Here is a 22,534-nt window from a genome sequence, read left to right on the forward strand (position 1 = left end):
ACAGATGAACGTTTTGGGTAAGGAACATTCGTCTATTATCAAGGAGGTTACTATAATGAAAATGGCAAAGAGAATTTTCGCTGCTGCTTGTGCGCTTTCACTGGCTTGCAGCATGGCTGCTTGCGGCAGCTCATCAAGTGACAGCTCATCTTCCAAGAAGGAAGCTAAGGCTATGACAGATGATCAGAAGGAGCAGGTAAATGCACTTCAGGATAAGCTCCCTGACATCGAGCTTTCAAACAAGACTATCAAGTGGATGGCTCACTATGACATCAACCCTAGTGATGGTAAGTCAGAATCACCTGCTATCTCACTTTTCCAGACTAAGTATGGTGGAAAGATCGAGTACGTTCAGACAACTTGGGATAACAGATATACTGATCTTGCTAAGGCAGTTATGGCTAACGACTCACCTGATTTCTTCCCTGCTGACGACATGGACGCATTCCCTAAGGGTGCTATCAAGGCCATGTTCGAGCCTATCGACGATGTAGTTGATTTCAGCTCAGACATCTGGTCATCATCACAGACACTTAACGATTCATTCGTATTCAACGGCAAGCACTATGTAGCTGCTATCGACGTAAGACCACAGTATGTTTGTGCATACAACACAAAGACAATATCAGACTTTGGCTATGACGATCCTGCTGAGCTTTATGCTAATGACGAGTGGACATGGAGCAAGTTCACAGAGATGTGCCTTGACTTTGCAGACTCTGAAGCTGACAGATATGCTCTTGATGGTTACTGGTACGGCAAGGCTCTTAACGATACTTGCGGTTATCCACTTATCGGTCTTGAGGACGGCAAGCTTGTAAACAACATGGGCAAGGCTGAAGTTGGCGCAGTTCAGGATCTTATGTACAACCTTGAGAAGAACAACGTTGTATTCGACAGATCAAGCAACAACTGGAATACAAGAGGTGACGGAGCTAACGGTGAAGGTCTTGGTTCACAGCTCACACTGTTCATTCCTATCGGCACATGGGCTCTCGAGGATACTCCTGAAAAGACTAAGACATTCGGAAGCGTCAAGGACGGCGAGGTTATGTTCGTTCCAATGCCAAGAATGGACGATTCTGACAAGTACTATGTATCTACAGGTGTAAACGGCTATCTCCTCTGCAAGAACGCTCCAAACCCAGACGGCTTCAATGCGTACGTAAACTGCTGCAAGGTTGCAAACTCTGAGGTACAGAACATTACAGAAGAACAGCTCAAGAACGACTACGGCTGGTCAGACGATATGATCGAGATGCGTAAGACAATTTACGATCTGGCTAGACAGAATCCTGTATTTGACTTCCAGGACGGCGTATCTGCTGAGCTTTCAACACTTATGCAGACAGTAAACCAGGCTACAATGATAACAGGCGGCGGAGCTACTACATGGACAGAGTGCGTTGCTGAGAACCAGAAGGCTGTTGATTACATCATCAAGGAAGCAAACGCTAACGTTGCTGAATAATTCAGTATTTTCAAGCGGGACGTTCATTCGTCCCGCTTTTTTATTGCCTTTGTATTTGTCACGAATTTGTTAAATATATTTGTACGCAAAATGCACAATATAAAATACATAAATTTGTGCAAGAATTTTACGGATTTTTATGTACAAATCACAAAAAATGTGCTATAATAAATGTACGTTAAAAAGAATATATCAAAGAAGGGAGATATGTTTTATGAGATCGATTATTACTATCAGCCGTGAATTTGGCAGCGGAGGACGTGAGATAGGCAAGAAGCTTGCTGATGATCTGGGCATACCTTTCTATGATAAAGAACTTTTGGAAATGGCTTCAAAAGAGAGCGGTATATGTCAGGAGCTTTTTGTTAAGAACGATGAGTCCTATACTAACAGCTTTCTTTTCTCACTGGTCATGGGTAATTACCCTGTAAGTGCAGACGGCAGGATCAATCCTGATATGCCGCTGAATCACAAGATATTCTTGGCTCAGTTTGAAACTATCAAGAACATTGCAAAGAAGGGTCCTTGTGTTATTGTAGGACGTTGTGCTGACTATGTTCTGAAAAATGAGCCTAATATTATCGACTTCTTCATTTCCGGCAACACTGCCGAAAAGAAAAAGCGTATCCTTGAGAGATACGATATTGAAAAAAACAAAGCTGAGGACTTTATCCGCAAGACTGATAAGCGGAGAGCTTCATACTATAATTATTACACCGACATGAAATGGGGCGAAGCAAAGAACTATGACCTTTGTATCAACTCGTCCAAAACAGGCGTTGACGGTGCTATCAAGCTTATGAAAGCTTATATCGAAATAAAAGAAGCCAACGCTGATAAATAGGAATTTTTCGTTTTAATTCATTTTACTTTCCTTACTACGAAAGAGGGCTGACCATAGGGTCGGTCCTTTTCCGTTTTATGAGAAGTTTTATTACTCCAGCTTAAACAAAGTGTAACCAATATGTTATTGACAATAACAAGCAAATATATTATACTGTATAAAAGGGCAGAAGTCCGACAAAAAAATAAAAAATACTGCAAAAGGAGAAACAGAAAATGGCTGAAATAAAAGTTATCACTATCGGCAGACACTATTGCGCAGGCGGTTCGACTATCGGTAAGCTTGTGGCAGAAAAGCTTGGTATCCCATGCTATGACAGAGAGATAATCGACATGGCGGCACAAAAAAGCGGCATTGCAATGAGCGAGATACAAAAATACGAGGAAGCCGCTCTGAGCATTCTCAAAACACCGATAAATCTGTTTTCAAAGGAGAAAGAGTATCCTATAACAGAGAAGATATTCGCCGCTGAAACAGAGGTAATAATGGAGCTTGTTTCAAAGGGAAACTGCGTTATCGTAGGCAGATGTGCAGATTTTATACTGAAAAACAAAGTCAAGACGCTGAATGTCTTCATTAATGCAAGCTTTGAGAAGCGTCAGGAGTGCGCAATTGAGAAGCACAACATCTCCGAGGACGAGGTAGAAGCAAGGCTCAAAAAGTATGACAAAAAACGTGCCGACTATTACAACTCCAACACCAACAAAAAGTGGGGAGATATTTCAAGCTATGATATGTGCCTTGACAGCGGCAAACTTGGCTACGAAATGTGTGCCGAGATAATTGCTGACACTGTGAAGCTTTCAAGGGAGAAATAGGGGCAATATTTTACTGGGAGCGATAAAAAATGTCAAAGGATAAGGAAGTCAAGACCAACGCCATGCGTATTCTTGACAGAAATAAGGTAAAATACAAGGTCAACACATACGAGTGCGACGAGTTTATCGACGGCATACACATTGCAGATATGCTCGGTCAGCCATATGAAAGCTCGTTCAAGACCCTTGTGACAGTGGGTAAAAGCGGAAATTACTATGTTTTCGCTATCCCTATCGCAGAGGAGCTTGACATGAAAAAGGCGGCAAAGTCTGTGGGCGAAAAGTCGGTGGAGATGCTCCATGTGAAGGATATAAACTCTGTTACGGGCTACATTCGCGGTGGCTGTACACCCCTTGGCATGAAAAAACAGTACATGACGGTAGTTGACAGCTCTGCGGAGCAGTTTGAGGAGATAATCATAAGCGGCGGACGTATCGGGTCGCAGATAATGCTTTCACCGAAAGACCTTATCAAGGTCACAAGGGGTAAATTTGAGAGCATAACAATGAGTGAATAGACAAAAAAAGAGAGCCGCTTTGGCTCTCTTTTATTTTGCATTTATGTTGATATATTCGGGCTTTGTCTTTGAGTACATTATTTTCTGGCTGGAATAAAGTCCGTAATAGCCCGAAAGCATATAGCTTACTCCGCAGGCAACCGCAAAAAGCACAAGCCCACTTCCACCGAAAAGCTCATAGCTGAGAAGTATGGAAGCCACAGGACAGTTCACAACGCCGCAGAAAAGTGCCACAAGACCTATAGCCGCACCGAATGATGGGTCAAGCCCCAAAAAGCCTGCGGCTGTACAGCCGAAAGTTGCTCCGATAAAGAAGGTCGGGACTATCTCACCGCCCTTGAAGCCTGTATTTATAGTTATGGCGGTAAAAAGCATTTTCAGGGCAAAGGCTTCCGGGTGCGCCTTACCTTTCTCTAAAGCCGCCACGATAACGTCTACGCCTGCTCCGTTGTAATCCCTTGTACCTACAAGCAAAGTCAATGCAATGATTACAACGCCACCTACAGCTATCCTGAGATAGGTGTTAGGCAGATACATCTGAAATCTTGAATGTGAAAACTCCATTACCATGCAGAGGAGTATGGATATCACCGCACAAAGAGCCGCAAGCGCCGCTATCTGGGTCACAGACACAAGGGAAAGCCTTGGTATGCCTGTTATGTTGAACTTTGTTGGCGCAAGCCCTGCCAACAGTGATATTTTATATGCGATAAGAGAGGAAGCTATGCAAGGCACAAGACCCACATAGTATATAACGCCCACGCTTATTACTTCCATAGCGAAAAAAGTCGCAGTCAAAGGCGTGCCAAAAAGTGCGGCAAACACTGCACTCATTCCGCACATTATCACAAGGCTGGAGTCTTTTTCGTCAAGCTTTAAAAGCTCGCCTACCTTTGCTCCAATGCTTCCGCCAAGCTGCAAAGCCGCACCCTCACGTCCTGCCGAGCCGCCCGTAAGGTGGGTGAGTACAGTACCTAGAAAGATGAGAGGCGCCATAAGCAGCGGCACTTTGATGTTTCCACGAACAGAGCTTATGATTAGATTTGTACCGGTCTCCTCGTCCACCTTGCAGACACGATAGCTGAAAATGATAAACAGACCTGCCAACGGCATGAGATACAATGTCCAGCTATGACCATCACGAAAGCCTGTGGCAAAGTTTACCGCCATATGGAACAGCGAGCCGACTATTCCACCTATTACACCCACTGCGCAGGCGATAAAGACCCACTTTGCAAAGGCTATGGAGAATTTTTTCACCGTCCGCATTTTGCTTTTTATAAACTCACTGCTTATTTTCCTCACCCCTTTTTACAGAAAAACAACGGGCGACATATGCCGCCCGAAATACTTGAAATACAGCTCCACAATAATGGGACGTCGCATTTCTGTGAAACAGAAATTCAGCCGTTCCACTACAAGATAATATGCTAAATTATACCTCAGCGATTACCTCTACCTCAACGAGAACGTCCTTTGGAAGTTCTTTTGCTGCAACGCATGAACGTGCAGGCTTTGATGTGAAATACTCGCCGTAAACACCGTTGAATGCACCGAAATCTGACATATTCTTAAGGAAGCATACTGTCTTTACAGCCTTGCCGATAGATGTTCCTGCGGCTTCAAGAACGTTTGTGAGGTTCTTGCAAACCTGATGTGTCTGCTCCTCGATAGTTGTTGCCTCAACGTTGCCTGTTGCTGGGTTTATTGCTATCTGACCTGATGTGAAAACAAGGTTTCCTACCTTCATTGCCTGTGAATATGGACCGATTGCGTCCGGTGCGTTCTTTGTGTAAACAACTTCTGCCATTTTTATCTACTCCTGTCTTAAAATTACTTATTGACTATCTTAAAGCCTGCGGCTGTAAGAGCCTGTCTTATCTCTCTGATATGATCAAAGTTTCTTGTTTCAAGAACAAGTCTGAGCAGGCAATCTGTGATATCGCTGTCCTCGCTTGCTCTCTCGTGGTGAACAGAAACAACGTTTCCGCCAAGCTTTGAGATTATCTCTGAAACATCTCTCAGCTGACCAGGTCTGTCCTCAAGCTGGATAGTAAGAGTATCAGATCTGCCAGACTTGAGCAGACCTCTCTTGATAACTCTTGAAAGTATAGTTACGTCGATATTTCCGCCTGAAACAAGACATACAACCTTTTTGCCCTTGATGTCAGGTATCTTATTAAACATTACTGCGGCAACAGGTGTTGCGCCTGCGCCCTCTGAAACGAGCTTTTGCTTCTCGATAAGGTGGAGGATAGCTGATGATATCTCGTCGTCTGAAACTGTAACAACGCCGTCAACATACTTACTGCAATACTCAAAGGTATGCTCGCCAGGCTCTTTTACCTTGATTCCGTCTGCGATAGTGTGAACGCTTTCAAGGCACTCTATCTTGCCGTCTTTAAGTGAATTTACCATTGAAGGTGCGCCTTCAGCCTGAACGCCGTATACTCTAACGCTTGGCTTGAGCTGTTTTACAGTGAACGCAACGCCTGAGATAAGTCCGCCGCCGCCAACCGGAACAACGATAACGTCTGCATCAGCCACCTGACTAAGTATCTCCAGACCGATAGTTCCCTGACCTGCGATAACGTTCTCATCATCGAACGGGTGAATAAATGTATAGCCGTTAGCGTCACGAAGCTCGATAGCCTTTGCATAAGCGTCATCATAAACGCCAGGCACAAGACATACCTCAGCGCCATAGCCCTTTGTTGCCTCTACCTTTGAGATAGGTGCGCCGTCAGGAAGACAGATGATAGACTTTATACCGTTCTTTGTTGCGGCGAGAGCAACGCCCTGTGCGTGGTTTCCTGCTGAGCAGGCGATAACGCCGTGCGACTTTTCCTCGTCTGAAAGCTGTGATATCTTATAATAAGCTCCTCTTACCTTGAAAGAACCTGTTACCTGAAGATTTTCTGTTTTCAGATAAACGTCACAATCAGGGTTTACCTTTGGCGCATGGATACACGCTGTTGGTCTGATGACCTCTTTAAGCACGTTTGAAGCGTCAAAAACCTTATCCAATGTAAGCATAAAAAACAACCTCTTTTTTCTATGTAATAAAAAAAGCCCTCGCCTGACTAGAGGCGAAGACATAATATCTCCGTGTTACCACTCTGATTGCAGACCATAAGCCTGCCACTCATATCTCTTTCTAACGGTGAGAGACCGTATCCGCTTAACACATCTGCTTAGGCGGATCAGCTCAGAGATGATCCTGACGGCGTTATCCCTGCGAACTTTCACCAAGCGTCCGCTCTCTGCGAAGTATTCGCACCGTCACCTTTCTCGTCACAGCCTTTATGATATTCAATACAATCATTATATCACCATAAATATGAATTGTCAACAGCAATAAAATGAATTTTTCTCTAAGACATTATACAAGAATAAAAACCCACACCAAGGTGCGGGCTTTTATCAATTAAGGAAGTATAGAAAAAATATATGAAGAAAACAATCATGAAGTCTTTTTAACTGTCGGTCTTTCCTTTCCGACTGTAATAATATTACCACTGCAATGTGATAGAATTATGTGCAAAGAGAGTGCATTTGCAAAAATATCACCTTTTGTTTGCATAATGCACAACGATATGACGAAGCTTCCCTGTGGTCATATCCCTGCCCTTTATATCCGCTCCGTTGTGGCTCATAAGCTCGGCGCAGACTATGCCGTCGGTACTGCACCTGAAAACCTCGTGTCCGTCACACACCACCACAAGCTTTTCACTATCAACAGATATTCCGCCTGTTCTTCCGATAACATTTTCCTCTGCGCCTTCACGCTCCACCACATAGGAAACTCGTTTCCCATGATAGCGTTCAAGCTCTTTCAAGGGCGTACCCTTATTTCTCTTAAAAAATCCCATTTTACGCTCCTATATCATTGTATCTGACGTTTCTCTGTCAAAGGAAGAATAATCTGCCACCATATGCAGATACTAATGGCATGAATCAAAAGGGGGTCACGCCTATGAACATCGCTCACACTATTCTTGCCACTGTAGGTTCTATAATAGTCATGTTCGCCATATCAAAGCTTCTTGGCAACAAGCAGATATCACAGCTCACGCTTTTTGACTACATCAACGGCATCACTATAGGCTCTATCGCCTCTGAAATGGCTGTTTCGCAGGAAATGGACGAGCTTATCGTGCCTGTTATCGCAATGGTGCTTTACGGACTGACAGGCTTTCTGCTGTCTGTGCTTACGATGAAGTCTATCCACTGCCGACATTTTCTTTCGGGCAAGCCTATCCTGCTTATTGAAAAAGGCAAAATATATCCCGAAAACCTTAAGACCGCCAAGCTTGATGTGAACGATCTGCTTTCAAGAGCAAGAACATCAGGCTATTTCGACATCTCAAAGATATACTACGCTATTCTGGAAACCAACGGCACTATCTCTTTCATGGAACGTGCCACAGAAGCACCTCTCACTCCAAAAGACTTAGGATATGAGAAGCAGGACGAAAAGCTTTGCACCGACCTTATCCTTGACGGCGTTATTATGGAGGACAACCTGAAATACGCAGGCAAGGAGATAAAATGGCTCACCAACGAAATAAGAAAGCAAGGCTGTTCATCACCTGACAAGGTCTTTCTCTGCATAGTTGACGGAAACGACAAGGTGACAGTGTTCCCGAAAACTCAGGAGAGCAACAAGAAGATCTACTTTGACTGAACCTTCTTCAAAAACTCGTGCAGCTCCTCTGCAAGCCTGCTCACAGGCAGACCAACAACGTTATAAAAGTCCCCGTCTATCTTTTCCACAAGAAGTGCTCCAAGCCCTTGTATGCCGTAAGCCCCTGCTTTATCCATAGGCTCGCCGCTTTTCACATAGGCTTTTATCTCCTGGTCGGAAAGCTCTCTGAAAGTCACTGCGGTGGTGGCGGAAAAGCTACTGTAACGACAGCCTCTGCCAAGGGTAACGCCTGTTACAACATGATGAGTCTTGCCTGACAGCATTTTTAACATTCTTATGGCGTCAGCTTCGTCCACAGGCTTACCCAAAACTTCCCCGTCGCATATTACAACAGTGTCACAGCCGATAACAACGCTCAGATCATAGACCGAAGCGATACATCTGCATTTTATCCCTGAAAGATACTCAGGGGCAAGCTCCGGTGTAACGTCCTCTGGTATTTTTTCGTCACAATCAGAGGGGATAACCCTGAAATTCTCACACATCAATGACAGCAGTTCTTTTCTTCTTGGCGACGCTGAAGCAAGTATAACATCATAATCCATAAGCTCGCTTGAAATATTCACTGACATAAAGATCTTCCTTTACTTCTTTTACTTCTTACTCAAAAAGGCAACGCACTTATTATCCTGCGCTGCCTTAGTTTTTTATTACAACTTCATTCCGCACTCTGAGCAGAACTTAACGCCTGCCGGCTCTTTATGGCCGCACTGAGAGCAGAACACAAAACTGCTGTTTGCAGGCTCTTGCACCGGAGCTTCTGCTATCACCGGAGCAGGCTGTGGCATTGGTGCAGGCTGAGGTGCTGTTTCAGGCTGTGGGATAGGTGCAGCAGTCTGTGTCACAGCAGGCTCAGGGATAGGAGCGGCTGTCTGAACATTCTGCTGAGCAGGATCGCCATAAACAGGATTAGCCTGTGGCTGAGTATAAGCAGGTGAAACAGGGTGATTATGATAGCCCTGACTGTTTTGTATAACAGGCTGTGCGCCCATTGGAACTGCACCGCCCTGAGCAGGCTGCTGATAAACAGGCTGTGCCATTTCAGGCTGTTTTGTTCCACAGTTAGGGCAGAACGCCATATTCACCGGTATCTCGTGGCCACAGCCGGAACAAAGTTTCATTCCTCTGATAGTAAGAAGCTGTTCGTTAAGATTTTTCAGTTCTTCAAGAGTTGCATCTATCTGAGCAATAAGGTTTTTCACCTCCGGCTCTTCTATCTTGTCAGCCATTCTGAGCTTGACAAATCTGCCTATCTCGGTATACTTATCGTTTATAAAGGCAAGCTTTGCGTCTATCTGTGCCTTTACTGCGTTTTCAGGTGTATTCTTAGGTGAAAAAAATCCCATTTTTATTCTCCCTTTCGGTTATAATATTTCTTCTGTATTTTGCTCTATGGTGATATTATCCTCAGGCTGAACGTCGAACGAAGTTGTTGTAGTATCAGGTGCTTCTGTAGCAGGAGCGGTGGTAACAGTGCCGTTCTCGGTCGGCTGAGTCTGTGCAGGCTCACTGTCCTTTTTGCTGTCGCCTGAAGCGTTTCCGCCCTCGTCAACTATTTCTGAATCCTTTATCTCCTTATCTATCTCGTCCTGCGACATCTGACCTCTCTTTACAGCTTTGTCATTTACAGCCGACAGACCAAGATAGCAATTCACATAATAGTGAGTAAGTATCTGATCGTATGTGTAGCCAGCCTCGGCATAATAGCAAGCGCCCCACTGCGACATTCCAACGCCGTGACCCCAGCCATAGGACTTGAAAGTGAACACACCGTCCTTATAGCTTATCTCCATGGCGTTCGATTTCACATCAAAGAGGTTGCAGAGCGTGATACCTGTTATCCTAGCTTCACTGCCATCATAGGTACAGCTCGTATGACCGTCGATAGTCACTCCGCTTATATACTTCCCGCTGAAAGCAGAGTCTATTTTAAACCAGTTCTTCACGTCGTCGGAGAGCTTTATATCAGTTTGGCTCTCGATACGCTCCTTGACCTCGTCTTTTGTATATGTAGCTTCAATGCCCCAGTTAGGATCTTTATCGTCAAACTCGCTCTTTACACGCTTGAGATACGGGTAAGAAACGCCCCATATATCCTCGCTGGTGGTAGAATAACCTGCTGTTGAAGCAGAATAAACTGCATTTATGATATTGCCGTTATACATAACAGTCTGACCCTCAACGGCATTTACACATCTTTCTATCTTTGAAGAATATCCGCTTTTAAGCCCCACCGTAGGTATAGCACCGATAGAATCGTTAAATCTGACCCATGTATAAGCCGCCACGGCCTGCGCCTTTATGGCTTCCTCGCCCCACTCACCGCCTATCTCGCTGTTGACTATCTGACAGAGCAGTTCATGGCCATTAAGAGTGACGATATTTCCTGAGATTATATCGTTGACAGTATAATACTCATCAGCGACGCTTCTTGTATCTGTAAAGTTAGCAGGGTCGTTCTTTATATCGTAATACTCGCCCTTATCCTCAGGCATTTCCACAGTAAACTCACTGGCTGAAGCCTTTTTCTTTGTGGTCGTTGCCTGCTTTTTCTGCTGAACATAAGACATATCATACTTATCCACAGAGGACTTTTTGAACTTCACAAAGTCATAGACCTCAGTAGCGGCAGTGGTTTTAACGCTTTGAGCTTCAACGTTTTTGACCTGCACCGCAGGGGCTTTTTCTGCGCCCACGCTTTTATTATCCAGCAGCAGCTCACCGCATATACCAACGGCAGTTATGCTCATTACCGCTGCGCAGACATTTGCACATATCTTTTTTGTCATCAAATTCATCGTCAAGACACTGTCCTTACCTTCAAGCGGTCACACCGCAAAACATTCCCAATGGCAGCAAAATACTCACTGCATACCTAAATAATAGTTTATCAAATACTGAAAAAAAGTCAAGACAAAGCTAAGTTTCGTCCTGACTTTTCAGCATAGTATACAATTTTGCATCTACAATATCAGCATTTTAGCCAAAAACTTCAAATATTACTTGAAGTATCTCTGACCATCAAGCTCCATGCAGAATGTGAGTGATTCAAACCAAGCTGCTGTGCTTCCGCCGCAATACTGTGGAGCGTAGTAATAAACTGCACCGTTTGAATTATCCTCGCCGTTCAGCGCTCTCTTTGCACAATCAATAGTGTTCTGAGTTGGCTTGTTTCTGCCGCTGTAATAGCCGTTTATTGCAGTGAACTGATTTGGCGCTGTAAGAACGTCGCTTATAGAGCTTCCAAATCTGCCTGTTTTCACTCTGTTGATAATAACATTTGCAACAGCGATCTTGCTCTGCTCTGAGCAGTTTCCTACCTCGCCCTGAAGAACGTAGCAAAGCATATCAAATTCTTCATCTGTATAGCTTATAACAGAACTGTTCGAGCTTGATGTTGTTGCTTTCTTTGTTTCTGTCTTTTTTGGTTCAGACTTTGTTGTCTTAGCCTTTGTTGTCGTAGTCTTTTTTGTTTCAGACTTCTTAGCTGCTGTTGTAGTTTCGGACTTCGCAGCGGAAGTTGTTGTTACTTCTGCCTTTTTAAGATAGTCCTTCATTACATATCCGCTGTAGTCGCCGTATGTAACCTTATACCAACCGTCACTTGTTTCAGCCGTAACGATAACTTCCTCGTCTGTTGCAACGATAGCTTCTATCTCTGAGTTCTTGTCAGCCTTTTCTCTGACGTTCACGATCTCAGTTGCGACCATTGTTACGTTATTGACCTTTGTTTCTTTTGCTGCATTTTTAGTAGTTTCTGTCTTTTTTGTTGTAGTGGCTTTGGCGGAAGTTGTTGTCTCAGACTCTGCCTGTGCCATTTTATACTCGCTGATACCCGCTTTTCTCCATGTAACGGTGTTCATTGAAGTATAGGTCTCATCTCTCTCAGTTTCTGCTTCTGTCACAGAAGTGGTCTTAGTGTTGGTTATTGCAGCTTTTGTGTCCTTCTGAGCCTCGTTGTTACCGCTTGTAAGTGCAAAGATACTTACTGTACCTATCATCAGCACTGCCAGCGCACCGCTGCCCAGCATTGTTCCTACTTTCCTGACCGACGGCTTAGCTGTTCGCTTTATGCTGTCTTCAGTTTTTTTCTGCTTCATTTTAATCACATTACCCTTTCCGACCGTCTGCACGCAAACCGTCTTCACTGCCGTCCGTGAGCTTGACGTCAGCTAAAATTTATTTTACACCGATTTGGTGTAATAAACATCAATAATCCCAGCCGAAATACTTCTTATTGTTTCCGTATACGTTTCTCCAGCATTTAGGAAAATAAATATCCTTATTTGCCTTGTCCTTATAGGAATCTATTATAAGATCCAGGTTATCGTCAGCCGTCATTTTCTTTGCCACGATCACCCACCTGAGTTTTGAAGTTTCGTTCGTACAAGTCGAGAGCGATATATACTTATCGTCTGCTGTACACTCAATATCGTTTGAATACCACGAACGCTTTCTCACTTCTGAGATCCAATCGTCAAACTTATAGTCAGCGTCGTCAAAATATCTGGTAGTCCAGTATTTGAAGAGCTTTCCGTCGTCCTGATTTTCAAGTATTCCCGTCACGAACGCACCCACGATAACATACTTACAGTTGCTGTCATAGATAGTATTGAACTCGATAACAGGATATTTCTTAAGAAAATCAACGCCCTTTTTATACTCAGTAAGGTGAGTAAAGGAAGTTCCCACATATCCCATGTTATGACCATATATCGTGATATTGTCAGACTGCCCGTCCTTATTTATGGTAGACCAAGCGTCTGCATAAATGCTTCCCGATTCGTAATACTGCTTGTCTATATTCTTGTAAAGATAATATTCATTATCCTTGCCTTTAAGAACAGGGAAGTTTATATATTCATCACCTGCGGAATTTTTAAAGCCGGGGATCTTTATCCAGCCTACGACGTCCTTGTTCCTTTTCAGAAGCTTCTTAGCCCAACCCTGAACTTCTCTGTCCTTCGTTGAAGCCTCAGGGTCAGAAACGTCAATATCGTCTGAGCCGTTATTCTTGCTCAGGTCAACGTCATCGCTAAAGTCAGGCTCGTAATTTACGATCTCCTGCATATAGTTCTGATCCTGCTCGTCGGCTTTCAGAAAATCAGAAAGCTCATTAAGAGAAACACAGAAAAGCACGATAGAGAACATGAACACTATCTTTCTGAACACTTCTCCTGCTCCGTCGCCCTTCCACGGGATAAAATATCTTACTACTCTTACAAAAAAGTTTGTATCGTCCTTTTCGGACAGATTCATTGTTTCATTAGCCATTGACATTTATTTCAAGCCTCCGCCTTTTGTTCATACAGCTCAAGCACCATTCTCAGTGCCGTTTCTGTTGTAAGCATACGGATCTTTCTTCTGTCCAAATTCTCATATTCTTTATAAAGCTCAAGCCGTCTGACTATTTCTTTCTGACGACTTCTCACTGAAACATATACAGTTCCCACAGGCTTTTCCTGAGAGCCGCCGCTTGGTCCTGCTATACCAGTAACAGCCACTGCACAATCTGCACCGAAAAGCTTCAGCGCACCCTTGCTCATCTCACTGGCTGTCTGCTCAGAATAAACAGTATACTGCTCCAGCGTTTCCCTTTTCACGTTCAGAAGCTTCATCTTTATTTCCTCCGTATAGGTGCAAGCACCGCCGAGGAACATTTCCGACGCTCCCGAAACGGAAGTGATCGTCTGGCTTATCATTCCGCCTGTACAGCTTTCCGCAGTACACAGCTTCCGACCGCTCTTTATCATATATTTTACTACACTTTTTGTAACTATGTCAATACTATCTGTAACCACTTTGTCACCTTCAGCAAATTTCATAGTAATAATCACCCCTTTTAGTTATATATTGCACATAAAAAATCGGCTCTTTTTGTCCATTTTGTTAATTCGACGATTTTCAAAAACCAATGTAAATAGCAAATTCTGCAAACAGATGTTACACTTTTGTTACCAAATTACTGATTTTTCATTATTAGCAAGCCCGTTCAACACCCTTTCGGACGCAAAGAAAAGCCCTGAAAATTCGGGGCTTTTCGGCATTTTTCACCATGGAAAGACACAATATTCGGGTACAAAAAAGCGTACAATTAAGCTACAAGCTGTTACAGTTTTAACCCGTTTGTAACCTTTTCACAGACACCATACAACGGGTGTACGCCATGAAAATACGCTATGCGTTTTTGATAAGATAAGGCTTTGTTCCCTCGATAGCTTTCTGGATATAAGGCTCCCAATCGAAAGCGTTCTGAGCGGCTTCAACGTCTGCAAGGTTAGGTCTTGTCTTAGGGTGCTTTGGCGTGAAAACTGTACAGCAATCCTCATAAGGGAGGATAGAGGTATCAAAAGTATCTATCTTTCTTGCTATCTCCACTATCTCAGATTTGTCCATACCAACGCATGGTCTGAATACAGGCATACGGCAAGCGGCGTCTGTGCAGACCATTGCATACATAGTCTGGCTCGCTACCTGACCAAGGCTCTCTCCTGTGACAAGGGCTTGGATATCCTCTTTCTCGCATATTCTCTGTGCTATCTCCATCATAAGTCTTCTCATCAGGATAGTGAAAAGCTCCTCAGGGCAATTATCTCTCAGAAGCTCCTGGATCTCCGTAAAAGGCACGCAGAAGAAGTTGATATCACCGCAGTAAGCAGTGATTATCTTGGCAAGCTTTTCAACTTTCATCTTCGCTCTGTCGGAAGTATACGGCGGAGCTTCAAAGTGGATAGCGGTTATTATCGCACCACGCTTTGCCATCATATAGCCTGCAACAGGCGAATCTATACCGCCTGAGAGAAGAAGCATTGCCTTTCCGCTTGAGCCGACAGGTATTCCGCCTGCACCCTCGATAGAGCCTGCGTGAACATAAGCGTTGGTTTCTCTTATCTCCACTGTTACTACAACGTCAGGATCGTGAACGTCAACTTTAAGGTGTGGAAATCTTTCAAGTATCTTTCCGCCCATTTCTATACATATCTCAGGGGACTTGAATGGGAACTTCTTATCTGAACGCTTTGCGTCCACCTTGAAAGTTCTCGCAGTTTCCATTTCGTCCTCGATATAGTCAAGTGACTTTGTGAGTATCTCGTCCATATCCTTTTCCAAAACGCAGCAGCGACAGAGCTTAACGATACCGAAAATTTTCGACAGCTTTTCCACCGCCATGTCAACATCGCTGTCATCATTAAGCGGCTCAACATACAATGTGGACTGCGCCTTTGATACGCTGAACTGTCCGCAGCTTTTAAGTCTTCTTTTTACGCTCTTTGTCATCATGCTCTCGAAGCTTGATTTGTTAAGACCTTTCAGAGCTATCTCGCCATATTTGCAGAGAATGATTTCTTTCATAAATTTTATCCTTTCTTTACGAAAACTGCACAAAAAAGTCCTCGTCAAAAACCTGTCAAAAGCGACCTTTTTCGCCGTTTCCCTTTATAAATAGTACAAAACATTTGTTTGCGTGTTTTACCTTACCCTGCACAGGTCATTCTGTGCAGACTTTATGCCCTCCATAAGAGCGTCGATATCCGCCTTTGTGGTGTCGATGCTAAAGCTTATCCTGATAGTGGAGTCAAGGCTCTGCTCGGGATATCTGAACTCTTTTAGCACAGAGCTTTTCTTGCCCTTTGAGCAGGCTGAGCCGCTTGAAACATATATCTCACGCTTTTCAAGATAGTGGAGAAGCACTTCGGACTTTAACCCATTGACGGCAATGCTTGTGACATAAGGCGAGCCGCCTTTTCGTGAATTTACGAAAACATCGCCGTTTTCGTTACACTTTTCTATGAGATAGGCTTGGATGTCAGCCGCCTTTTCAAAGTTCGCAGAAACATTCGGCGCAAGCTTTTTCACCGCCGCACCGAAACCGCATATGAGCGGCACTGACTCAGTACCCGAACGAAAGCCTTTTTCCTGTCCTCCCCCAAGCATAAAAGGCGGTATGTGAATGCCCTTTTTCACATACAGCGCACCGATGCCCTTTGGAGCATATATTTTATGACCGCTGAGGGATATCATATCGGCATTCAGCTTTTTGGCTTTCACAGGAATTTTCATAAATCCCTGAACGCAGTCGCAATGAGTAAGCACCTGGGGATACTTTTTCTTTATCATAGAAAAAGCCTTTTCCACAGGGAGTATGTAGCCGTTTTCGTTGTTCACAAGCATACAGCTAACAAGGAAAGTGTCCTCGTTCACAGCGGCAAAAATATCACGGGCGTTTATCTCGCCGTTCTCATCAGGTGATATCCTTATGACCTCACAGCCCATATCTTCAAGCTCCTGGGCAGGATTTTTCACAGCAGGGTGTTCAACAGAGGATATGACAACACGCTTTTTACGTTTTCCGTGAGCCTTGTAAGCCCCGAAAATAGCGGTATTGTTGCTTTCAGTAGCGCCTGAAGTGAAATAGACCTCATCAGGGGTAACACCGAGAGCGTCGGCAATGATCTCACGAGCGTCAGAAACAAGAAGCTCAGCGTCAAGACCTGCTCTGTGCAGAGAAGAGGGGTTTCCGAAGACCTCCAAGCCTTTCATTACAGCCGCTTTAGCTTCATCACAAGGTTTTGTGGTGGCGGCATTATCAAGATATATCAATTATCACAAGTCCTTTCATGTTTTATCGCAATTATTTTTATTATAACATATAATTGTGAATAATGCAAATAGCGGAGCGGTATTAAGTGAGGAGTGAGGAATGACACAGCCGAACAGAGAAAGAAGCCAATACAAAGCAGAGAAAACACCGAGCGAAGCGATTTTGCGACAGTAGAACTTGAAACCAAAATGTAGGGGACGGCGCCCCCGACGTCCCGTTTCGGGGAAGTTCCAAGGTAAGGATTTTTTTACAAAGTTGAGTGAGTGAACGAAACGGGCGAACTACCGAGATTTGTAAGGTTATCAAGGTTTGCGTGATAACCAATTCGCCAAAACCCCAAATTCACATACAAATGCGGCACGGCATTTTCAGCCGCACCGCACAGAACACTATTTATCACAGTTACAATTACTTCCCCATGACGCCATTGACAGCCTGATATAATATCCCTGAGCTTCTCCGCAAACAGGACACCTCTCAGGGGCTTGTGTGCCCTCCACGATATAACCGCAGTTCAAGCATACCCACGTTTCAGACTGGGAGGAAGAGAACAGCTTTTCCTCTTTCATAAGCTTGCCAAATGCCGAAAAACGCTTGCCGTGAACATTCTCTATCTTGGCGATATTCGTAAAGTCCTGCGCTATCTTTCCATAGCCCTCCTGCCTTGCGACCTCAGCAAACGCAGGGTAAACATCATCTGATTCCTGACGCTCGTTGTGGTCTGCCATACCAAGCAAGGTACACATATCTTCTGAGATATCCACAGGATAACCGCCGTCAACAAACACGCTCTCTCCTGACAGCTCTTTGAGATGCTCATAGAATATCTTTGCGTGAACTTTCTCCTGATCGGCTGTGAATTTGAACAGGTCGGCAAGCACATAAAGCTTCTGCTGTCTTGCCTTTTCTTCCGCCATTGTGTAGCGGTTTCTTGCCTGACTTTCCCCTGCAAAAGCTCTCATAAGGTTATCCTTTGTCTTTGAATTTCTGAAATCTGACATTTTTTTATCCTCCTACTTTATACAGTCAGTGTTCCTGACTTGCTTTCCACAAGAATGAGTATCTGCTCCTCCTCAGCGGTCTGTGCGTTTATATATACAAGCACGTTCCTGCCGTTTTCTGCCCTGCACCTGAACTCATAACACAGCTTCTCCTCCAAACCGTCGGTAGGGATAAGTGCAAGCCTGCCGGATACTATTTCAAGGCGTGGGGAAACGCTCTCTTTTGCTCGGCTTTGTGATATTTCCGCTTCGGGGATATCTCTGTCATAATGGTTCACCAAAAAGCCCTTTGCGTCAAAGCCTAATATCTCACCGTCGTCCATTGCTACTGATACCTTTATAAGGTCGGTGTAACAGCACACGTCAAGGTCGTTGTAGGCGAAATTTACTGTGAGAACGTTGTCGATATTCTCATAGTAGGTGGTTTTCATGGACAGTATGCCGAGGTCATCGAGAAAATCCTCCGCTGCCTTTACGCCCTGCTCGTTTGTAAGCTCTGTGCTTTCGCTGATACGGCTTTTGAGAAAATATGAGATATATCCGCCCTGCTTTGTCACCTCGCAAGCCACCGTCTTATCCTCGTTTGAAAATCTCCAGCATGGCATTTTGCCCTCTACCTCTGAGACATCTGTGAACACTGTGGAGTTCATGTTAAGCCCCAGGGAACAGCGTTCAAGGGCTTTGGTCTGTGAAACGTTCTCTGCTTCAGATGTCATGCGTGGGGTACGCTCCATGATATTGTCTGAGAATGGGCCGTCATAAATAAGGCTTGGATAGCTTTCAAAGCTTCCCTCAAAGTCTGAGAAGCCCTCTGTCACTGTGGGCGGGTCGCTCTGCTGTGAACCTGTTTGGGTGAGGGCTATCTCACCGCTGTTCACTGAGCTTTCAAGCTCCCACATATCCTCGGAAAGTTCTTTGGAAAAGTCATAGAGCGAGGATATGTTCTCATACTCCTCGTCTGTTATCTCCTCGCCGTTCATGAGCCTCTCGCTCACTGCCATGGAGTAGTTTCCTACCTGTGAGAGAAATTTGTAGGTGTTTTCAAGCTGCAGCTCTTCTATGGGAAGCTGTGCCAGAGCCGCCTTTGCTGAGGACGCTTCTCTGTAAAGCTTCACCGCAAGTGACTGGTGCATTTTTCCTGAGCCTGCATAAAGCTCCTTTTCAAGAGTGTCGCTCACGTTCTCTACTGCGTCGCACAGGTCGCCCATGGCTCTTGAATAGGTGTAGTTCACACTACGCAACGCCCTTTTCTCACTGCTCATAAGTTGTATATTTCTCACCGCAAGCACACCCACGACAGCCACTGTGAAAGACACTATCCTAACTGCGTTTCGCTTTGATATATCCATTTTTTATGCTCTCCTTTTCTTTTTTCTCCATTATTATGCCAGCTAAAATGCTGATTATTCTCATTAACTGTGCCTTGCAGTGCCATTTCAGGCATATCATGATACACAAAATTTCTTTCCTAATCTTGTGTATCATGAACATCTTTGTTTACTTATTATTACATAAATCTCAAAATAAGTGCAATGATTTAACTTTAAAATTCCTGAATTGTATTTATTTGTATAATCGCAAATTTGACAATGCGCTGAAAAAGGGCTATAATAAAGGGTGTGTAAAAATTATCGTGTAAAATGGCAGAAAAAATGTTAACTCTGCCTACGTTTCTACGGGAGGAAATTATGAAATTTATTCCAAAGCTGACTGGCGTGGTTTTGTCAGCGGCAATAATGGCTCAGTCTGTTCCATTCGTGTATGCGGCAGAGGAAAGCATTGCGTCAAGTGAGCTTTCAAATGATATCCAGGTATCAAAGCCTGAATATGCTACAGGCAATATGGAGGCTGATAGTCTTTTAGAGCCTGTCACTGAGGACGACCCTGAGTATCATAAATATCTTGAAAACAACGATCCATACGGCATTATGACAATGTCTGCTCTGTGGGGGGCTGACAGTCTTACTCATCAAAACAGATTCAGCGGTGTTTCAAAGGTCTATGGCATTGACGTTTCCTATTATCAGGGCAACATAGATTGGAAAAAGGTCAAAAACAGCGGTGTGGAATTTGTTATCATAAGAGTAGGCTACCGTGGCTATGGCAGTGCAGGAACGCTTGTGGAAGACCCTAAGTTCAAGACCTATCTTGACGGTGCTGCCAAGGCAGGGCTTAAAGTTGGCGTATACTTCTACACTCAGGCGATAACAACAGCCGAGGCTCAGGAGGAAGCTAAGTTCGTTCTTGACAGGATAAAGGGATATTCTCTGCAAATGCCTGTTTATTACGATATCGAGTCTGTTGACTATGACACCGGCAGACTTGACAGCGCAGGGCTTTCCAAGGCTCAAAAGACCGCTCTTTGCACAGCTTTTTGCGACACTATCATAAAGTCGGGCTACAGCGCAGGTGTTTATGCAAACTACACATGGCTAAACTACTACATTGACGGAGCAGGGCTTGGCAAGAAATATCCTATATGGCTGGCTCACTACACAAGCAACACCAATTATGACCAACGCATGGATATGTGGCAATATTCAGGAAGCGGTACTGTTTCAGGCATTTCAGCCTACACTGACGTGAATGTATGGTATTCGGGCAAGCTTCCACTTTATGTGTCCGACCTTATCTCAGTGGCAAACACCTCCACCTCCAACTCATTTGCCTGGAACGGCGCTTCTGACGCAACAGGCTATGAGGTCTATCAGGGAACAAGCCCTAGCGACCCTAACAAGAAAAAAATAGGGGATACAAAGAATACATATTTTACAAACTCCAACAAGTCCACAGGCACTATGTACAAATACATGGTGAGAGCCTACAGTGACGCTTCAGGCAAGCGTGTTTACGGCGATTACTCTGATGTTTTCACCACCTGCACGCTTCCTGCGAACATCTCAAAGATATCCGCTTCTGCAAGGGGAACTTCTGTCACCATTAGCTGGAACAAAGTTTCAAAGGCGACCGACTACATCGTGGAGCATTATGTGAACGGTGCATGGAAGCAGGTCGGCACAACTTCAAGCCTTTCATACAAGGTGAATGGTATCACACAGAACGGCGTTAATATGTTCAGGGTAAAGGCGAGAAGAAATTACAGTGGCGTATACTACAACGGTGGCTACACATATGTAAACGCTGAGGTCACTGACATACCAAGTGCAGTAACAGGCATAAGAAGCACTTCAAACACTTCTACATCAAACACCATAACATGGAACGCTTCCAAAAAAGCGGAAGGCTATGAGATCTATCAGTGGATAGGTACTACCGACAGCTACAAGCTAATAGGCACGACCACGTCCACAAAGTTCACAAACTCAAAGAAAAGCTCAGGCACGATGTACAGATACAAGGTAAGGGCATTCAACACTGTTGACGGACAGCGTATCGAGGGTGCATATTCCTCTGAGTTTACCACCTGCACTCTTCCTGCAAACGTATCGTTCTCTCTTTGCTCCACTGACGTTGATTCCATTACACTCAACTGGAACAAGGTATCAAAGGCTACAGGCTATCAGGTAGAGATGTACACAAACGGAACATGGAAAACGCTCTCCACCCTTTCGGGAACAAGCTACACTGCAAGCGATCTTTCACAGAACACAGCTTATCGTTTCAGAGTGAGAGCCATAAGAAATTATAACTACATAAACTACTACGGTGACTACACTGAAAAGGACATCACCATTCGTCCTGCAAACACACCTGAAGGGCTTTCCTCATCAGCGAACACATCAAGCTCCAACACTATCACATGGAAAAGCATGAATGGGGTATCAGGCTACAGCGTTTATCAGTGGATAGGCACTACCGACAGCTACAGGAAACTTGGCGACAACGCTTATCCATACTACACCAACTCAGGCAAGTCATCAGGCACTATGTACACATACAGAGTAAAGGCATATTATGTAAGCGACAATGTTATGCAATACAGCAAGCCTGCACAGGTGGTCACCTGCACGCTTCCTGCAAACGTCACTGTCAAAACGGCAAAGCGTTCGGGAAGCAAAATCTCACTTGCATGGAACAAGGTATCAAAAGCCACAGGATATGAGATATATGTTAAGTCAGGACGCAGTTGGAAGAAGCTCGCCACAACATCAGGCAAAAGCTACACTGCAAAAAATCTGTCAGGCACTAAAACATTCAAAATAAGGGCATACAGAAAATACAATGGTGTGAACTATTATGGTGCTTATACTGAAAAGACGGTTAAATAGTCACTCGCCGTGACGGGCATTTTACGCCATACATTGTGATATGATACAAATTTGCACCGCTGAATAAAAATGAGGGGCGACCTTGGGTCGTCCCTTTTTTGCACAATTTTCAATATCCGCACAACATTATTGTAGGGGCTGGCGCCCTCAACAGCCCGCTCGAAGCGACAAGATTTGAATTATCCGGAATTTGTGCAGAGCAACATTGTGCGGATAACATAAATAAGATTGCAGACGAAATGTCAAGGGGACGTGACGGGCATTTTACGCCGTACATTGCAGCATGAGATACACTTGCACCGCTCTTTAAAATGTGTAATTATAACCCGCAATTATCATATCA

General features: G+C 44.3%; 21 protein-coding genes and 1 other annotated feature. Of the genes, 6 read left to right on the forward strand and 15 right to left on the reverse strand.

Annotated features, from left to right (window positions below):
- The first annotated feature begins 55 nt into the window (after positions 1–55).
- The 4 genes from DWW81_RS01965 to ybaK all read left to right on the forward strand — a co-directional run bounded on the left by DWW81_RS01965 (position 56) and on the right by ybaK (position 3,651).
- Positions 56–1,471, forward strand: coding sequence for an ABC transporter substrate-binding protein (locus DWW81_RS01965; protein ID WP_117945370.1), 1,416 nt, complete (start codon positions 56–58; stop codon positions 1,469–1,471).
- A gap of 214 nt (positions 1,472–1,685) precedes the next feature.
- Positions 1,686–2,315 (forward strand): cytidylate kinase-like family protein, encoded by a 630-nt coding sequence (locus tag DWW81_RS01970; RefSeq protein WP_022287628.1) that lies wholly within the window; start codon positions 1,686–1,688, stop codon positions 2,313–2,315.
- A gap of 215 nt (positions 2,316–2,530) precedes the next feature.
- Positions 2,531–3,133, forward strand: a complete 603-nt coding sequence (locus DWW81_RS01975; protein ID WP_117859341.1) for a cytidylate kinase-like family protein — start codon at positions 2,531–2,533, stop codon at positions 3,131–3,133.
- A gap of 29 nt (positions 3,134–3,162) precedes the next feature.
- A complete protein-coding gene (gene ybaK, locus DWW81_RS01980; RefSeq protein ID WP_022287626.1) occupies positions 3,163–3,651 on the forward strand; it encodes a Cys-tRNA(Pro) deacylase in 489 nt (162 codons plus the stop codon).
- Positions 3,652–3,681: 30 nt separating this feature from the next.
- On the opposite strand, the gene DWW81_RS01985 is transcribed toward ybaK, so the two are convergent.
- The 4 genes from DWW81_RS01985 to DWW81_RS02000 form a co-directional block, all read right to left on the reverse strand.
- Complete coding sequence (locus DWW81_RS01985; protein WP_117897383.1) at positions 3,682–4,920, reverse strand: chloride channel protein; 1,239 nt, start codon at positions 4,918–4,920, stop codon at positions 3,682–3,684.
- Between the two features lie 166 nt (positions 4,921–5,086).
- On the reverse strand, positions 5,087–5,461 hold the full coding sequence (locus DWW81_RS01990) for a RidA family protein (protein WP_022287624.1): 375 nt from the start codon (positions 5,459–5,461) through the stop codon (positions 5,087–5,089).
- 23 nt (positions 5,462–5,484) lie between these two features.
- Positions 5,485–6,687, reverse strand: coding sequence for a threonine ammonia-lyase (ilvA, locus tag DWW81_RS01995; protein ID WP_022287623.1), 1,203 nt, complete (start codon positions 6,685–6,687; stop codon positions 5,485–5,487).
- Between the two features lie 46 nt (positions 6,688–6,733).
- Positions 6,734–6,958: a binding site (T-box leader), on the reverse strand.
- A gap of 259 nt (positions 6,959–7,217) precedes the next feature.
- Positions 7,218–7,523, reverse strand: coding sequence for a hypothetical protein (locus DWW81_RS02000; RefSeq protein ID WP_117892052.1), 306 nt, complete (start codon positions 7,521–7,523; stop codon positions 7,218–7,220).
- A gap of 104 nt (positions 7,524–7,627) precedes the next feature.
- On the opposite strand from DWW81_RS02000, the gene DWW81_RS02005 reads away from it, so the two are divergent.
- Positions 7,628–8,338: a DUF421 domain-containing protein gene (locus tag DWW81_RS02005; RefSeq protein ID WP_181982506.1), complete on the forward strand. Its 711-nt coding sequence runs from the start codon at positions 7,628–7,630 to the stop codon at positions 8,336–8,338.
- Here DWW81_RS02005 and DWW81_RS02010 read toward each other — a convergent pair.
- From DWW81_RS02010 to ypeB, 11 genes are all read right to left on the reverse strand, one after another.
- Positions 8,326–8,931 carry a Maf family protein gene (locus DWW81_RS02010; RefSeq protein ID WP_181982644.1) on the reverse strand — a complete coding sequence of 202 codons (606 nt, stop codon included), beginning with the start codon at positions 8,929–8,931 and terminating at the stop codon, positions 8,326–8,328. The two genes, DWW81_RS02005 and DWW81_RS02010, sit on opposite strands and share 13 nt — an antisense overlap.
- Before the next feature lie 78 nt (positions 8,932–9,009).
- On the reverse strand, positions 9,010–9,705 hold the full coding sequence (locus DWW81_RS02015; protein ID WP_117897381.1) for a zinc-ribbon domain-containing protein: 696 nt from the start codon (positions 9,703–9,705) through the stop codon (positions 9,010–9,012).
- 18 nt (positions 9,706–9,723) lie between these two features.
- Positions 9,724–11,148: a SpoIID/LytB domain-containing protein gene (locus tag DWW81_RS02020; protein WP_181982949.1), complete on the reverse strand. Its 1,425-nt coding sequence runs from the start codon at positions 11,146–11,148 to the stop codon at positions 9,724–9,726.
- A 210-nt stretch (positions 11,149–11,358) separates the two neighbouring features.
- Positions 11,359–12,459: a cell wall hydrolase gene (locus DWW81_RS02025; RefSeq protein ID WP_117897410.1), complete on the reverse strand. Its 1,101-nt coding sequence runs from the start codon at positions 12,457–12,459 to the stop codon at positions 11,359–11,361.
- 109 nt (positions 12,460–12,568) lie between these two features.
- On the reverse strand, positions 12,569–13,639 hold the full coding sequence (locus tag DWW81_RS02030) for a class B sortase (protein WP_117897379.1): 1,071 nt from the start codon (positions 13,637–13,639) through the stop codon (positions 12,569–12,571).
- Positions 13,640–13,644: 5 nt separating this feature from the next.
- Positions 13,645–14,184: a CinA family protein gene (locus DWW81_RS02035; RefSeq protein WP_117897378.1), complete on the reverse strand. Its 540-nt coding sequence runs from the start codon at positions 14,182–14,184 to the stop codon at positions 13,645–13,647.
- Between the two features lie 352 nt (positions 14,185–14,536).
- Complete coding sequence (gene thiI / locus DWW81_RS02040) at positions 14,537–15,712, reverse strand: tRNA uracil 4-sulfurtransferase ThiI (protein WP_117897377.1); 1,176 nt, start codon at positions 15,710–15,712, stop codon at positions 14,537–14,539.
- Positions 15,713–15,829: 117 nt separating this feature from the next.
- Entirely contained in the window at positions 15,830–16,960 is a 1,131-nt protein-coding gene (locus DWW81_RS02045) for a cysteine desulfurase family protein (RefSeq protein ID WP_117897376.1), read from the reverse strand.
- Positions 16,961–17,208: 248 nt separating this feature from the next.
- On the reverse strand, positions 17,209–17,361 hold the full coding sequence (locus DWW81_RS13180) for a hypothetical protein (RefSeq protein WP_181982645.1): 153 nt from the start codon (positions 17,359–17,361) through the stop codon (positions 17,209–17,211).
- Positions 17,351–17,962, reverse strand: a complete 612-nt coding sequence (gene rbr, locus DWW81_RS02050) for a rubrerythrin (RefSeq protein WP_117897375.1) — start codon at positions 17,960–17,962, stop codon at positions 17,351–17,353. Before rbr ends, DWW81_RS13180 begins: the two co-directional genes overlap by 11 nt.
- 17 nt (positions 17,963–17,979) lie before the next feature.
- The gene (gene ypeB / locus DWW81_RS02055; RefSeq protein ID WP_117897374.1) at positions 17,980–19,311 is read right to left on the reverse strand and encodes a germination protein YpeB; all 1,332 of its coding nucleotides are present in this window, start codon (positions 19,309–19,311) and stop codon (positions 17,980–17,982) included.
- Between the two features lie 339 nt (positions 19,312–19,650).
- On the opposite strand from ypeB, the gene DWW81_RS02060 reads away from it, so the two are divergent.
- On the forward strand, positions 19,651–22,191 hold the full coding sequence (locus tag DWW81_RS02060) for a GH25 family lysozyme (protein WP_181982646.1): 2,541 nt from the start codon (positions 19,651–19,653) through the stop codon (positions 22,189–22,191).
- The last annotated feature ends 343 nt before the right edge of the window (positions 22,192–22,534 follow it).

The sequence above is a fragment of the Ruminococcus sp. AF17-1AC genome (genome assembly GCF_003461385.1).
GTDB classification, from domain to species: domain Bacteria; phylum Bacillota; class Clostridia; order Oscillospirales; family Ruminococcaceae; genus Hominimerdicola; species Hominimerdicola aceti.